This window comes from Vibrio sp. VPAP30 (genome assembly GCF_001188205.1).
GTDB lineage: Bacteria > Pseudomonadota > Gammaproteobacteria > Enterobacterales > Vibrionaceae > Vibrio > Vibrio bivalvicida.
Map to the genome: position 1 here is coordinate 54,943 of NZ_LBLS01000031.1, position 13,728 is coordinate 68,670.

14 protein-coding genes and 2 tRNA genes are annotated in these 13,728 nt (G+C 43.3%); 7 read left to right on the plus strand and 9 right to left on the minus strand.

All coding sequences use genetic code 11. The annotated features are described in order from the left end of the window. The first annotated feature begins 202 nt into the window (after nucleotides 1-202). Nucleotides 203-406, plus strand: a complete 204-nt coding sequence (locus tag ZX61_RS13840; RefSeq protein WP_049845218.1) for a hypothetical protein — start codon at nucleotides 203-205, stop codon at nucleotides 404-406. A gap of 66 nt (nucleotides 407-472) precedes the next feature. Here ZX61_RS13840 and ZX61_RS13845 read toward each other — a convergent pair whose 3' ends face one another. Continuing rightward, the gene (locus ZX61_RS13845; protein ID WP_049845219.1) at nucleotides 473-673 is read right to left on the minus strand and encodes a DUF2986 domain-containing protein; all 201 of its coding nucleotides are present in this window, start codon (nucleotides 671-673) and stop codon (nucleotides 473-475) included. Between the two features lie 154 nt (nucleotides 674-827). Here ZX61_RS13845 and ZX61_RS13850 point away from each other — a divergent pair, with 154 nt between their 5' ends. From ZX61_RS13850 to ZX61_RS13875, 6 genes are all read left to right on the plus strand, one after another. Then, complete coding sequence (locus ZX61_RS13850) at nucleotides 828-1,550, plus strand: response regulator (RefSeq protein ID WP_049845220.1); 723 nt, start codon at nucleotides 828-830, stop codon at nucleotides 1,548-1,550. 21 nt (nucleotides 1,551-1,571) lie between these two features. Continuing rightward, complete coding sequence (locus ZX61_RS13855; RefSeq protein ID WP_049845221.1) at nucleotides 1,572-2,855, plus strand: ATP-binding protein; 1,284 nt, start codon at nucleotides 1,572-1,574, stop codon at nucleotides 2,853-2,855. Between the two features lie 151 nt (nucleotides 2,856-3,006). Then, nucleotides 3,007-3,912 carry a VirK/YbjX family protein gene (locus ZX61_RS13860; protein WP_049845222.1) on the plus strand — a complete coding sequence of 302 codons (906 nt, stop codon included), beginning with the start codon at nucleotides 3,007-3,009 and terminating at the stop codon, nucleotides 3,910-3,912. 252 nt (nucleotides 3,913-4,164) lie between these two features. Continuing rightward, complete coding sequence (locus tag ZX61_RS13865) at nucleotides 4,165-4,800, plus strand: hypothetical protein (protein ID WP_049845223.1); 636 nt, start codon at nucleotides 4,165-4,167, stop codon at nucleotides 4,798-4,800. 38 nt (nucleotides 4,801-4,838) lie between these two features. Beyond that, nucleotides 4,839-5,525: a response regulator transcription factor gene (locus ZX61_RS13870; RefSeq protein ID WP_049845224.1), complete on the plus strand. Its 687-nt coding sequence runs from the start codon at nucleotides 4,839-4,841 to the stop codon at nucleotides 5,523-5,525. Beyond that, on the plus strand, nucleotides 5,522-6,856 hold the full coding sequence (locus ZX61_RS13875) for a HAMP domain-containing sensor histidine kinase (protein WP_049845225.1): 1,335 nt from the start codon (nucleotides 5,522-5,524) through the stop codon (nucleotides 6,854-6,856). Before ZX61_RS13870 ends, ZX61_RS13875 begins: the two co-directional genes overlap by 4 nt. A 76-nt stretch (nucleotides 6,857-6,932) precedes the next feature. Here the strand turns inward: ZX61_RS13875 and ZX61_RS13880 are convergent. From ZX61_RS13880 to ZX61_RS13915, 8 genes are all read right to left on the minus strand, one after another. After that, nucleotides 6,933-7,009, minus strand: a tRNA-Val gene (locus ZX61_RS13880). Nucleotides 7,010-7,045: 36 nt separating this feature from the next. Beyond that, a tRNA-Val gene (locus ZX61_RS13885) sits at nucleotides 7,046-7,122 on the minus strand. Between the two features lie 167 nt (nucleotides 7,123-7,289). Next, complete coding sequence (locus ZX61_RS13890) at nucleotides 7,290-7,928, minus strand: sugar transferase (RefSeq protein ID WP_049845226.1); 639 nt, start codon at nucleotides 7,926-7,928, stop codon at nucleotides 7,290-7,292. Between the two features lie 10 nt (nucleotides 7,929-7,938). Then, nucleotides 7,939-9,126: a glycosyltransferase family 2 protein gene (locus ZX61_RS13895; RefSeq protein WP_049845227.1), complete on the minus strand. Its 1,188-nt coding sequence runs from the start codon at nucleotides 9,124-9,126 to the stop codon at nucleotides 7,939-7,941. After that, complete coding sequence (locus ZX61_RS13900; RefSeq protein WP_049845228.1) at nucleotides 9,123-10,214, minus strand: glycosyltransferase; 1,092 nt, start codon at nucleotides 10,212-10,214, stop codon at nucleotides 9,123-9,125. The genes ZX61_RS13895 and ZX61_RS13900 overlap by 4 nt, the downstream gene beginning before the upstream one ends. A 159-nt stretch (nucleotides 10,215-10,373) precedes the next feature. Next, the gene (locus tag ZX61_RS13905) at nucleotides 10,374-11,798 is read right to left on the minus strand and encodes a GumC family protein (RefSeq protein WP_049845229.1); all 1,425 of its coding nucleotides are present in this window, start codon (nucleotides 11,796-11,798) and stop codon (nucleotides 10,374-10,376) included. After that, nucleotides 11,795-12,910 (minus strand): glycosyltransferase, encoded by a 1,116-nt coding sequence (locus ZX61_RS13910; RefSeq protein WP_049845230.1) that lies wholly within the window; start codon nucleotides 12,908-12,910, stop codon nucleotides 11,795-11,797. Before ZX61_RS13910 ends, ZX61_RS13905 begins: the two co-directional genes overlap by 4 nt. Beyond that, a complete protein-coding gene (locus ZX61_RS13915) occupies nucleotides 12,903-13,649 on the minus strand; it encodes an acyltransferase (RefSeq protein ID WP_049845231.1) in 747 nt (248 codons plus the stop codon). Before ZX61_RS13915 ends, ZX61_RS13910 begins: the two co-directional genes overlap by 8 nt. Between the last annotated feature and the right edge of the window lie 79 nt (nucleotides 13,650-13,728).

Sequence of the window (13,728 nt, forward strand, 5' to 3'; positions counted from 1 at the left end):
TTAACTCATGCTTTATTAGGTAATTATCAGCGACCTAAATTTTAAGCTTTGTAATTGAGCCAGTTTTATACGAGACCTAGCAATTGCGATTGAAACAATAAATACAGGGTTATCTTGAACGAGCCGTTTTGGATTTTCACATCAGTAGTGTGGAAGGAGCTGTTCGGGAGGGATCCAGCGTAGTGTTATGGCTAGGAATATAATGAACAACAATAGGTTAGAACAACATTTGGCAGATGCAGATCAGCCAGTTAAAGATTTTATGGCTGAGCTGTTAGAGACGCTTGGAAAGAAAGTGTCTGCTAATAAAGACCCGAAACTGGCGTTAAGTTACTTTGGGGCGCAGCTAGAAATTAAACTGGTTTCATTTGATGGTATGGCGGCAACCTCTAATCACAACGAATAAACACACTGAATATAAAAAAGCGCCACTTGTCATTACGAGTGGCGCTTTTTTATCTGAAAATCGGTATTATTGATCTGAGGCAGTACTATCTAATTGTTCTACAGTATCACTAGCTATATCGATTGCCTTTTGATTTTGCTCTTCCGCTTCTAACTTAGCTCGCTCTGCTTTCGAGATGTATCGAGGCTTATTGCTCTTGTGCAACTTAGCATTGGTCTTTTTTTGTTTTGCTTTAAGGATCTGGTTGATCTTTTTCTTACGGTTCATGGTACTGCTCAGTAACAAACGGGAAGCGCATCCTAACAGAAAAGCCGCATGCTTGCACCGGACAAAAAGCCCAGTAACTCCCCTTGAGTTGCAGAAATTGGAAGTAGGATGAGATAGAATCGATGATATGTAGTCATACCATACTTTAATTTATATGCAAAATTCTGTGAATCAGACTCTATTTATTGTCGAAGATGACGCTAAGCTTCGTCAGATGCTGTGCGAGTATTTTCTTTCCCAAGATTTCGATGTCACAACTTTTGAAGAGGGTGAAAACGCAATCAATGCTATCGTAGAAAAGCAACCTGATATTGTTCTGCTTGATCTAATGCTACCTGGAATTGACGGTCTGACAATTTGTAGACAGATCCGACCAAACTACTCGGGTAAAGTGCTGATGCTGACAGCAAGTGATGATGATTTTGATCATGTAGCGGCGCTCGAAATTGGTGCAGATGATTTTGTGACTAAGCCAATCAAACCCCGGGTTTTATTAGCTCGAATGCGAATGCTGCTAAGAAGAGGCGGTTCGAACACACCGTCATCAGTTCAGGCGCCCAATTCGAAGGTGCTGGAATTTGATCAATTGAAGTTGAATGATGCACGAAAGGTTTGCGAATTGGCAGGTAAGGTGATCTCTATGTCTGATAGCGAATTTGATTTGCTTTGGGCTCTGGCATGTTCTCCTGACGAAGTGTTATCTCGTGACCAACTTACTAAGACGCTAAGAGGCATTGAATATGATGGCCTTGATAGAACCGTTGACAACAAGATTGTAAGCCTACGTAAGAAGCTTGGCGATACATCCACAACACCAAAACGCATCATCACCGTTAGAGGGAAAGGGTACCTATTTGTCCCTGATACCTGGCAATAGTAATTAATCTAAAGAGGGTGTATGCGCCGAATTTACTTGGAATCGTCTGTTGGCCTACTAATCTGGTTTATGGTAAGCATTTTTAGCATAGATTATGTGATATATCAGCTGAATACCGACTATGACAATGTTCTTCAAGAGCGAAAAGGGGAAGCCTTTCAAAGGTTAATCCTTAGTATTTACGAGAATCAGGGAAAGGAAAACACTCTAGATACACTCGAGCGTTATGTAGAGACAACTGCGGAAAAATTGATCGTATTTAAGGCGGACGAAGTACCTGAAGAAGTAGCAAACTACTTCGACAGTGATTCTAAGGTTAATGTGTTCTTTGATGTAGAGCGTTCTTTCTGGTTTAAGCTGGCCGAACCTGACGTTGTTTTTCATATCATGCCCGACTCAGAAACGGAGCTAAGGCGTGCCATTGAAATTGATGACATTACATCCTTCGGGTTTATTCTTGCGGGCTTTTTTGTTTATTCCCTGTGTTTTATTTGGTTTTTAGGTCGTCGCGTGAGGCTATTGGAGGACGCAACCGTCAAGTTTGCTAAAGGGGATTTTAATGTTCGAGCTCCACTTCAGAGCGGAAAAGCTTTGGGCTCTTTGAATCGTAGCTTTAATTATATGGCGGACAAAATATCTAATTTAATCACCGGTAACCGCTTTTTAACCAATGCCGTTGCGCATGATTTAAGGACCCCAATATTCAGAATTCAATGGCAAGCTGAAATGTTGCAAGATCAAGAGATGTCTCAAGCGCAGCATGACAAAATTGCAAGCATTATTGAAGACACTGAAGAAATGGAGCGAATGGTCGATGAGCTACTTTATTTTGCAAAAATGGAGCGCCCTGAGACTCAGCTCAACATAGAACAGCTTAATCTAATTGGTTTTTTATCCGAAGTGGTTCAACGTATACCAAACAGCCGCAATATCAATATTGGCGTTAACATTGAAAAAAATGTAGAGCTTAGCGCTGACCGTTCACTGTTAAAGCGTGGAATAGTCAACTTACTTTCAAATGCGATCAAATATGCTGAAAGCGAAGTTTATTTAACTGTGATAGAAAGTGAGCAACAGGTTGTGATTAAAGTAGAAGATGACGGTAGAGGAGTGCCTCCTGAACATTGGCCGTCAATCTTTCAGCCGTTTTACAGTGTGGATGCGTCCAGAAATAAAGAAAGCAGTGGATTTGGTCTTGGTTTAGCAATTGTGGAGCTGATTGTTAAAAGACACCAAGGCAGGGTTGAAGTTGGGCAAAGCGCGCTAGGCGGTGCGCAATTCACCGTGACGTTCCCTAAACTGTAATCGAGGCTGACATAAGCGTGACAAAGTAGCGACAAAGTAGATCTACATCTCATTTTTCTGGTTTTGTACACTGTGCACTAACGCTTGCCTAACCATTTATTAGGCAATGACTTCATGAGCAAAGTCCCATACAGAAAGCCGAGAATTCTATATGTCAGTCAACTACCTTAATTTTGTTTTGTCGCTTCCCAAGGTCGCCGAAACTGTTTATCCAGATATTCGCGGGTTTAAAAAGTTACGATATAATGCGCGTTTTTGCCTATGGTCAATGCTTAAGCCGGGAGTCCTAAAACAGATGCAGGAACTCTTTGCGCAACCTGATCTCAAGAAAATCACCGAGGTCAATCCTCGATTGCTGGAAAAACCATTGAAGCCATACGTGTGTTTGAAGTGGCGCCCTGAGCAGCGAGCAAAGAAAATCTATGAGCATTTTAGCTCTTTGTACGAAATGTACGGTCGTGGTTTCTTAGATTTCTATTCAAATGATGGCTGGTTACTCGCTGATATTTTAGACTGCAGATTGTTATTGTGTGCTGGGCCGGAAAGAGAAGGCTCGCTGGCACTTAAACTCATTGATGAGCAAAACCGAGACTTGTTTACCTTGGCATTTAATCTCTCAAGTACTCCGAATAGAGAGATCCATATTGGTGCGCTACAGGGGCCGGGGGATTACATCACGGAACGTGGTGAGATCATCAAAGCTTTGACTCGTGGTATGCATGGTTTGCGTCCAAAAGCTCTAATGGTAGAAGTGCTGTTGATGCTTGCTCGAGAGTGGCAGGTTGAGAAGATATTCGGTATTAGCAATAAGGGGCACATCTATCAAGCACTTAGATATACGGGTTCGAAACGCTCAAGTGTCACTTTCAACTATGCGGAACTATGGACTGAATATGGTGCGGAGCAGGTGTCTAAATATATTTATCAGATACCTATGCAACCACCGCGCAAAGATCCAAGCACACTTAAGAAAACCAAACGACGTTTATATACTAAGCGCTATGCTTGGCTTGATGAGATTCAAGATATTATGACGAAGCGCCTAAGCGAACTGTAGTCGCTGTACTAGATATATTTTATATATGACTGATAAAGCCTGATTGAAATCAGGCTTTTGTCTATCTGAAATTGTCACTACTTCATAAAATCACCCTGGCCCGAGCCTATATATCTTTAACAGCAGTACCGACCGCGTTGTCGCCGATCGCTGAATTAGCTAACATTACAAATTTTTAATCTTGAGTTTAGAAAGACGTTAGCTCCATTGGTTAATCTTGTTCCGAACTTAACCAACAGTAGGAATAAGATTATGAAAAAACTCACTACACTTAGCATCTTGATTGGCAGCATGATTAGCTTTAGCGCTATGGCGAACTCAACGAATGACTCTAACAAGGCTAATCTTCTGCCTACTATGAGCGCAGAAAAAGCGCTTAGTCAGATTAAAAAGCTCAAGCCTGCTAGCTATGAATCTATCGAATTGATTGAACAAGAAGATGGTCGGTTTCTCTACGTTGCCACTGCAAAACAACAAGCAGAACAAGACACCATTTTCTTTGATGCAACAAGTGGTAAAGACGTTACCCAAACGATTCAAAAAGTTAACTTTTCACTTCAAGAAGTCCTTGCGCAAGTTGGTAAGACGCACCAAGGGTTCATCGTCTCAGCGTACTCTGATCTAGCACCGGAGCTCGGAACTATCTATATGGTTGAGCTAAAAGAAAGTTACGAAGAGCCACTTTCAACCTTGTTAGTGATAGATGCCAAAACATTGAAAGTGATCGATTCTGAGAAGGTCGACAGAGTAGAAGAGTTAATCGAAGAGTATGAACAAATGGAATTCGCTTCGGGTATGGTTAAAGATAATCTATACGGAAATGCGTATTCTATTAGTGATGACAATGACTTAGAATTAGTGGAAGTTGGTCCACAACCGAAGCCATGAAATCGAAGCAATTGGGCTAGTCGCTTGGGGTTTGAGTTATGAAAATTTTATTAGTGGAAGACAACGTAGAACAATCGCGTTTTCTGAGTCATAGCTTAGAGCAATCTGGGCACCAGACTGATCGAGCCGAGAACGGGAAGTTGGGTTTGATTTGTGCTTTGCAAAATGACTACGACGTTATTATTTGCGACCGCATGATGCCTGAAATGGATGGTCTTCAGATGATTCAGGCGCTAAGAGCGGGTGGTAACCAAACTCCTGTATTGGTGCTCAGCGCGTTGGATAGCGTTGAGGAGCGTGTTAAAGGATTAAGAAGTGGGGGAGACGACTACTTAGTTAAACCTTACGCTTATACCGAGTTGCTGGCGAGAATAGAAGTGCTGGCACGAAGACCAAGTGAATCGCAATCTCAAGCAAAAAACACCGAGTTAAAGCTAGATTCTTTATCGTTAGATACATATACCCGAAAGGCAAAGCGGGGAGATATAGATATAGTACTCAACACTCGTGAGTATCAAATTTTGCTCTACCTAATTGAAAATCAAGGCCGCATAGTGACACGAACTATGCTGCTAGAGAAAGTTTGGAATCATCATTTTGATCCGCAAACCAATGTCATTGATGTTCATATTAGTCGATTGCGAAAGAAGATTGATCTCGATGGTTACAAGCCTCTGTTGCACACCGTTAGAGGGGCTGGCTACGTCATGGAGGAACGTTCGTGAGTTGGCTAAATGATCCTTTTCGCCGTTTTCTTAACTTATATGCCATGTTAGTCGTGGCAGCGATTGTGTTGCTAATCGTGATGCGTACCAGCATCTATGCCTGGTTCATTGACAACAGTGTCTTACCCATTCTTGCCTCTGAAGCCAACTATGTTAATCAACTGTGGGATGAGTTAGGCGCTGAGGAAACGAAGAAGGTTCTGCGAGCAGATCACGACGCAGTCTTTAGCTATATGTTCAAAGAGCATATCAGCGACCACGAATTGCAAAAGCTAGACTCCTATGAATTACTAGATGAAATGGAGTTTAGTGTAGAGTTTTATATACAGGAGAGTGAAGCTCCTGATTACATCAGCGTTGAGACCTTTCTTCCGGAGGGCGATGGCTGGCGAAAGTTGGAGGTTCGGGCAGAAGACAACTTCTTTAATCAACAAACTCAGCTTATTGATCGGATCATTTACTCGGTAGGAGCGTTGATGATTGTGGGATTCGTCATTGCCTATTTCATGATAAACAGCATTAAAACGCGACTGACTGATATTAACGCAGCGAGCAACAGCATAACTAAAGACAACGACCTACATCTTAGAATCCCCAATGAAAACCTGGAAGGGCCGCTGTCAGAGACCATTTCAGAACTGAATATGATGTTAGATCGTCTTGCACAGTCGACAGAGATGACTAAGCAGCAAGCAAACAATATTGCGCATGACTTAAGAACTCCGCTTACGTCGGTTTATCATCGAATTCAGCAACTTTCTGAGAGTCACTCAGAACTTGAAGAAGTAGAGCAAATGGTGGCAAACCTTCTCAATACCTTTAATCAACTGCTACGAATAAGCCGACTTGAGTTCAATGGAGAGCAGATAACTCAAAGTGCTGTCAATCTCCAACAGTTAGTTGAGTGTGCGGCAGAACTATACGAGCCCGTTGTAGAAGACAATCATTTAAACCTAGAGTTAAACATTGATCCAAGTCACCAAATTAACGCCAGCCAAGAATTAATGATGCAGGTAGTGTCCAATTTGATCGATAACGCATGTAAGTTCAACTTAGCGGGTAACACGATTCGAATCTCTTCAGCAGAGAAAGCAGACAGTGTAGAAATAACCGTAGCGGATCAAAGTGGCGGCGTCGGAGAAGAGGAGTTAACGCACCTATGCCAAAAATTCTACCGCAGCGACAGTAGTAGAAATACGGAAGGCAATGGACTAGGGCTAAGTCTAGTCTCTGCTGCTACGAAGAGAATGGGAGGCACCTTAGAGCTAAAGGATGAGTATCTATATGATAAGCAGGGTCTTTCAATCACACTGAAGTTCCCAAAGGTTTAGCTAGAAAACTTGCTAGGTACAGATACAACAAAGCCCGCTTGAAGCGGGCTTTGCGATCGTCCTGAAGGACTAAATTTGGTGGGTCCGGGCGAACTCGAATCGCCGACCCCTACCATGTCAAGGTAGTACTCTAACCAACTGAGCTACGGACCCAAATTTATGTTCTGTGCAACTGGATGCTTTAAGGAGTGGTGGGTCCGGGCGAACTCGAATCGCCGACCCCTACCATGTCAAGGTAGTACTCTAACCAACTGAGCTACGGACCCATTCCTTAAGAACGAGAGGGATGTTACCGAGAGTTATTCAATCGTGCAAGCGCATTTTCTTCGATTTTTACTCGTTTGCTTTATAACTAATCGAATTGTTGTTGTTTTACGCATTGCCAGTTAAAAAATGTGCATTAAATCACGTACATATCTCTACTCGTTAATGGCTATTGTCCTCGACCATCAAACATAACCACGATGGTTTTTGTGATAATGCTCATATCCATGCTTAGCCATGACTTCATTGAGCACAATGAAAGAGCGTAACTATGGTCATAGCCAACTTTTCTACGAACATCATCAATACAAGTATCGTAACCTTGGTTTACTTGCGCTAGCCCTGTGATTCCAGGCATGACACCGTAAGTTCTGTCAGCAAAGTAAGGGATTGCGTTCTCTAGTTTGCTGTAAAAGCTAGGGCGCTCTGGACGCGGGCCAATTAATGACATTTCACCCATAACCACATTAAACAACTGAGGAATCTCGTCTAGGCGCGTTTTACGTAGGAAGCGTCCAACTGGGGTGATTCTTGGATCGTTTTCTGTCGCCCATACAGCACCAGTGCGTTGCTCGGCATCTTGATACATGGTGCGAAACTTAATGATTTCAAAGAATACCATCTTTTCCGGTGTTGATTTACCGACTCTCAATTGTTTATAAAAAACAGGACCAGGAGAGCTGAGTTTTATCGCCAGTGCGATAAAAGGCATGACTGGAGAAAGCAGTAGCAATCCCAATAGTGCGCCAAATAGATCAAACAGACGTTTTGCTAACCAAATTGAAATGTGAGTTGATACGTTGCTCATAATCATCTCCTTATTGGCCTACGCGAGACCATTTTCCTGATTCAAGACCGAATAGGTATCGCATACCACCGATGAAATTTGCACAGTGACCTGCAACGATATAAAGCAGCAGTTTGCAGGCTTTATGACTAAAAATGTATGGCAATTGATGACTAAGTATTGCTAGTGAATAGAGCGCGATTTGGGCGAATAATGCTGCCATAAAAATCGGGTTGTCCATCATGACAATGGAGCAGATTAAGCAGAATATCAGTAGGTAAGGGGTGATGAGTCTTAATCCTTTTCCTGAAAAGAATGCAAACGCAACGCCTTTGTACTTAGGTAAAAACATTTCACAAAGTTCGATAGCTTGTTGCATGTTTCCTGCGGAAATTCGCAGTCTTCTGCTAAAGTCGTCTTTCTCGTTTGTTGCCTCCATCTCTAGTGCAACCATCTGAGGCTCATACTCTGCTATGTAACCTTGACGCACGATCGACATAGGAATCATAAAGTCATCATTGATGGTGTCCATGCTCATTGATTCAAACAGGTGAGTTCTAAACAGGTAGAAAGCTCCGTGTGCGCCTAGAGTAGAACCTAAGGTCGCTTCGCGCATCTTGAGTTTGCTTTGATATTGCCAATAACATGCTTCGCCTTCATTATCTGGTTTGAACAGCTGGTAGTGGCCATTGACCACGCCAACCTGTTCATTATGAAAATGTTTGTTGGCTACCCATAGTGCATCAAGAGAAATGAGAGCTGAGACATCGCTCAACGCGGTAATGTCGCTCGTGATGGTCTTCATCTGTTCGTTGACGACCGCAACTTTGCCACGATTGGATTCGAAGGCTCTGATCTCGAAGTGAGTATCTGAACAAATTGCTTCTTGAATGGTTTGCTCAGCAATTGAGACAGTGTTATCAGTACAGCCATCGCAGGCAATGATGACCTTGTATTTGTTTTTTGGATAATCGAGCGAAGACAGGTTACGAATTTTGTCTGCGATCCATTGCTCCTCGTTGAATGCGGGAACCAAAATTGTGATTGTCGCGCAAGCTCTGTCCCCTTTAATACTTTTGAATCCACGACTACGGTGATTTATCGTTTTAAAAGGGTGCTGTTTCGAGTACCAAGAAAGCAGCACTGGGTAACCAACATGGTGATAGATAACCAAAAGGCAGCTGACGACAAATAGAATCGTGAGTAGTAAGTCGATCATGCGCTTTTCTCCTCTGCCAACATTTCATAAGCTCTCATCATGTCTCTGATGTCATTGTTGTGAAGTACAAAGTCACGCGGAGAGTCAGTGTGGTGTAGCTCAAGGGCAGTGAGGACACTAGAAGCAAGTGCTTGCGGGTTTTCACTCTCAAATAGGCTCCCTGTAATTGGGCAGAGTGTCTCACCTGTAGCTCCCACGTTACTTGCTAAAGTGACAATGTCACATGATTGAGCCTCTAATGTTGAAAGTGGGAAGCCTTCACTACGTGAGGGAAGGCAGAACAGATCCAATGCTTGATAGAATCGAACCATGTCATCGACAAGACCTAAAAAGGTGACTCTATGGCTAATGCCAAGTTCCTTTACTTGTGCTTCGAGCTTTTTCCTTTGGCTACCTTCGCCTGCAATTACCAGTTCAATGTGATTCGGCAGTAAGGTCATCGCATCAATCAGAACATCATGACCCTTTACTTTCTCAAGGCGTCCCGCGCTACCAATAATCGTGCTGCGCACAGGAAGACCAATAACTTGGCGAGCCAGATGTTTTGAGCCTGTTGTGAACTGTTCACAATCGATGCCGTTTTTAATCACCGTCACGTCTTTATAGTCGAAGTGACGGTGAATTTGCTCTCTGACCAAAGCCGCATCGGCAACAATACTTGGTTTCGCTATTTTTAAAGCAAAGCCTTGTAGAGAGCGATGCTTTTCGTTGGACAAATGCCATGCGTCGTGTTCTGTGTGGATTCTCGCCTTAACACCTGCCAATCTTGCGGCTATCGATCCATAAAGGATTGGTCCGATATGATGAGTATGGACAACGCTAGGTTTGAGTGTGCGGAATAATCTGAACAGCTGAACCAAAGTTTTAACACTGTATCCTGATGGTTTGTTCAAGAAGATAAGTTGGTTCTTAACGGCTTCGAGTTTCGACCATTTTGAAATGGATGCTTGTTTAGTCCCTTCTAGGCTAATGATGAGCACTTTCTGTTGTGGGTTAGAAAATGCGAGCATATTGAGAGCTAGCGCCTCTAGACCACCAGGAGAGAGGTGTTGGACCACATGGATGATTGTTTTGCAAGGTGTGCTCATACTAGCTCCTAAACGAATAATTCCTTTAAGTTAGTAAGAGCACATAGTGTGCCAGATTTTAAATGTTTAAATTTCAGTATCTTATGTGTTTTCTGGCTGCGTTCTCAACCTGATAATCAATTTGAAAATCTTTATGATTGATAAGGCTTAATCTTAGGGTCAACGGATCCGAGGTATATGAGTAATCACAGGCGCATTTGTGATCACCTCAATCTCTTCCTTACGTCTAATCGAAGAGTCAAACAGCTCTATAAGGATTGCAACGCCTGCACCCAGCCCGATGCCAGCAACTAACCCAGCGATGACAAAAATAATCGCAGGAAGGTTAGCAGGTCGACTCGGAGTATAAGGAAGGTCGATAATTTTGACTCGTTTGTTTTGCTCGAATACACCTAATGATCCGGTTAACTGCGCCATCTCGTAACGTTGAATCAATTCATCGTAGAGCTGACGTTTAATTTCCGCATTTCTCACTAGGCGGTGCATGGTTTTCGCGTTGTCACCAAAGCTATTGGCTTCCTGTTCTAATCGGGCGATCATTTCTTTGAGACTTTTAGTCTCCTCAGTCAATGATTCATAGCGGCCACGGACTAATTGCAAACTTTGGAGTTGGGTTACCAGTAAGGGCTGCACTTCACCAAGATCTTTGAGCTTGTTGCTACTAGCGATGTCCCATAGCTGATCACTACTGATGTTCGGTTGTTCCATTTGTAGCAAGATGGAACGTTCATTCTCTAAGCGTCGTAACTCGCGTTCTTTACCTTGTACGGCACTGTGACTTTCAGTGTATTTCGCTTTTAGAAGCGTCAACTCGCTGCGAATTTCGATGATCTGATCTTCAATTTTACCGACTACTGGATTTGTTTTAGACAGTTGTTGATCGAGCGAGCCTAAGCTTCGTTCTACACCCGCAAGCTCGGCTTTTTTCTCCGCGTAGCTTTGTTTCAAAGAAGCGAGCCTACCTAGTGCTTGGCTTTGCATTTCTGGCGTGACGGAAGCGTAGCGATTTTTGAAGTCTGCCAACTCATTCTCAGCAATATCCAGCTCTTCTCTGCGCTTTTCAATATGAATCGCGAGGAATTCGGATGAATCCTCAATCGAAGAGCGTTCAGGAGCAAGCAGCTGCTCTATAAAGTGCTCGCTAATCGACTCCAACAGCTCTTTCATCCCTGTAGGGTTGGGGGCCGTTAACGAAATCTTTAGAAAATCCTTACCGGGTTGAGTCACAGTAAGGCTGCTTGAAAGCTTACTTATGATGTAATCTCGCTCTGCAGGAACCATCGCATCATCGATCAAACCATGCTCTTTCGCGACGGCCGTTAATACATGACGACTTTTAAGCAAGGTGCTGAGTGCATTGAGCCGTTCTTTTAGCATCGTTGAGACGGCGATGTCCTCTAGGAAAGGGTTCATCTTCGCCGTTTCCTGTATCAGCATAGAAGTATGCGACACGTAATTTGTTGGTGCGACTTTTCCAATAAAGTAGCCAACAAAAGGAAGGATGAGAATAGGTACTACGATTACGTAGCGCTGTCGCCATGCTGAGTTGAGTATGACGATGAACCTCATTTTTAGCTCATTCATAATGACTCCAACATACTATTAAGCTTAACTGTACGAGCATCCCAGCTTTCCGATGCAAGAGATTGCTGCTTATCAATGCTTGAATCTAAATCTAGGCGATTTAAGGTGTCAGTAAACTGCTGAGCGTTGGTCACTACGTTGACCTGCTCTCTATATGGAGAAAGTGCAGGGAAGGGCGTCGCAATGACTTTGCTACCAGCGGCTAGGTACTCAAGCAGTTTTAACGGGCTGCATGATGCGATTTGTCCATTAGACTGGAATGGAAGCAAGCTCACATTCCAATGTTGGCTATAGCTAGGCAGTTCACTATGAGGTTTTGGGCCAAGGTAGTGAACGTTAGGCAATTTTGGCAAAGGATTAGTCGGCAGTTCCAATGGACCGATAAACACGAACTGCCAAGTTGGATTGGCTAAGCACACTTGCTCAATAAGTTCATAATCTAACCAGTTAGACAAACTGCCATAGAAACCAGCGATTTTATTTTCTGCTGAAGGTAAGTCGATGGCGCGACTCACTGGAGTGCTGAATAGATGCGTATCGACCCCGTGAGGAAGATAATGTGTTTTAGACTGAGGAAATTTAGTCAGTAGTTTTGCACTCGCCGCGAGAATTAAATCTGCATGTTCGACAAGTTTGCTTTCGTGCGCTGCCACTACGTCGTGGTCAACACCTGCAAGAGATGAAAAATCATCGCCACAATAATAAACAATGGCAGATTCACCCATTGTTCCACACAGATCAGCAGTCGTCGGAAGCGAACTCCATAAGATGGGCTTGTTTAACCCAAGCTTTTTAATCACGGGTTTCAACTGAGAGCAGATCATCGTTTTCGCTATTTGACGTGCAAACCAAGAACGAGGTGCTGGAATCGTTTTTAGGTTCACGACACTGATATTCGACGGTTGTGCGTTATGGCGACTAAAGCCCCCCTTACTTTTACCTAATAGCTTGTTCGCAGCTCGCTTGAAATCGTGCATCGTCAGTTTAGGCTGACGCAGGCCAATCGAATTTACCCACAGTACTTTACGCTGCTTAGCCAAACGAGTTACTAGATGTTGAGTACTTGATGGCAAACCGCCAAAGTCTTCACCGAAAACAATAAGATCACGCATGACGGTTTTCCTTATTACTAGTTGGAGAGTCAGCAAGTGAACGAATCACTCTTGCTGGATTGCCTGCTGCGACCACATAGGGAGGGAGATCTTTCGTAACAACACTTCCGGTGCCAACGATAGTACCTTCACCAATAGTGACGTTTGGGCAAACCGTCACGTTGGTTCCAAGCCATACGTCGTTTTCGAGAATTATATCGCCGACGTCGCAATCTAGATCTCCAAAACCTTTTGCCCGCATAGCCGCATCTAAAGAGTGACCTGAGTAACCAAAGAGAAAAGCTCGACCAGCAATACGAACATTGTCACCAATCACGATTTTATGGCCGATTGCGAATGTGCTTTGCCATCCGATATCAACGTTGGTACCAACAATGAGCTGAGGATGGTCAGACTGAGGTCGAGCACTAAAAGTGGTTTGTCCTGAAATACGACAATCATCACCTAAGGAGATAGTCAAGGGACCAGAGACAAAAGGCACACCACCAAACAGGTAAAGTCCTCTGCCGTATTTTGATAGTCGCCCTTTAAAGGCGGGAGTGTGTACTGAAATGCGTAAAAGGTTTCCCCATACAGAGCCGAATGCAGAGTAGAGTAGACCAACGAACTTGTTAAATAGTTTGGGAGTAGGAATATCGCATGCGCGAATTGCTTTCAAAATGAGAAACAATTTGCGATACGCAGGATTCTCATTGTGTTGTAGCCAAACTTTGAAGTGGTTTAATTGCTGAGCCAACATGATTGCGTCCCTTACATTTGAATTATGCAGAGACTATTTCACGTAACGTGCCAAAATATAAATTAAGTAAAAACAATGA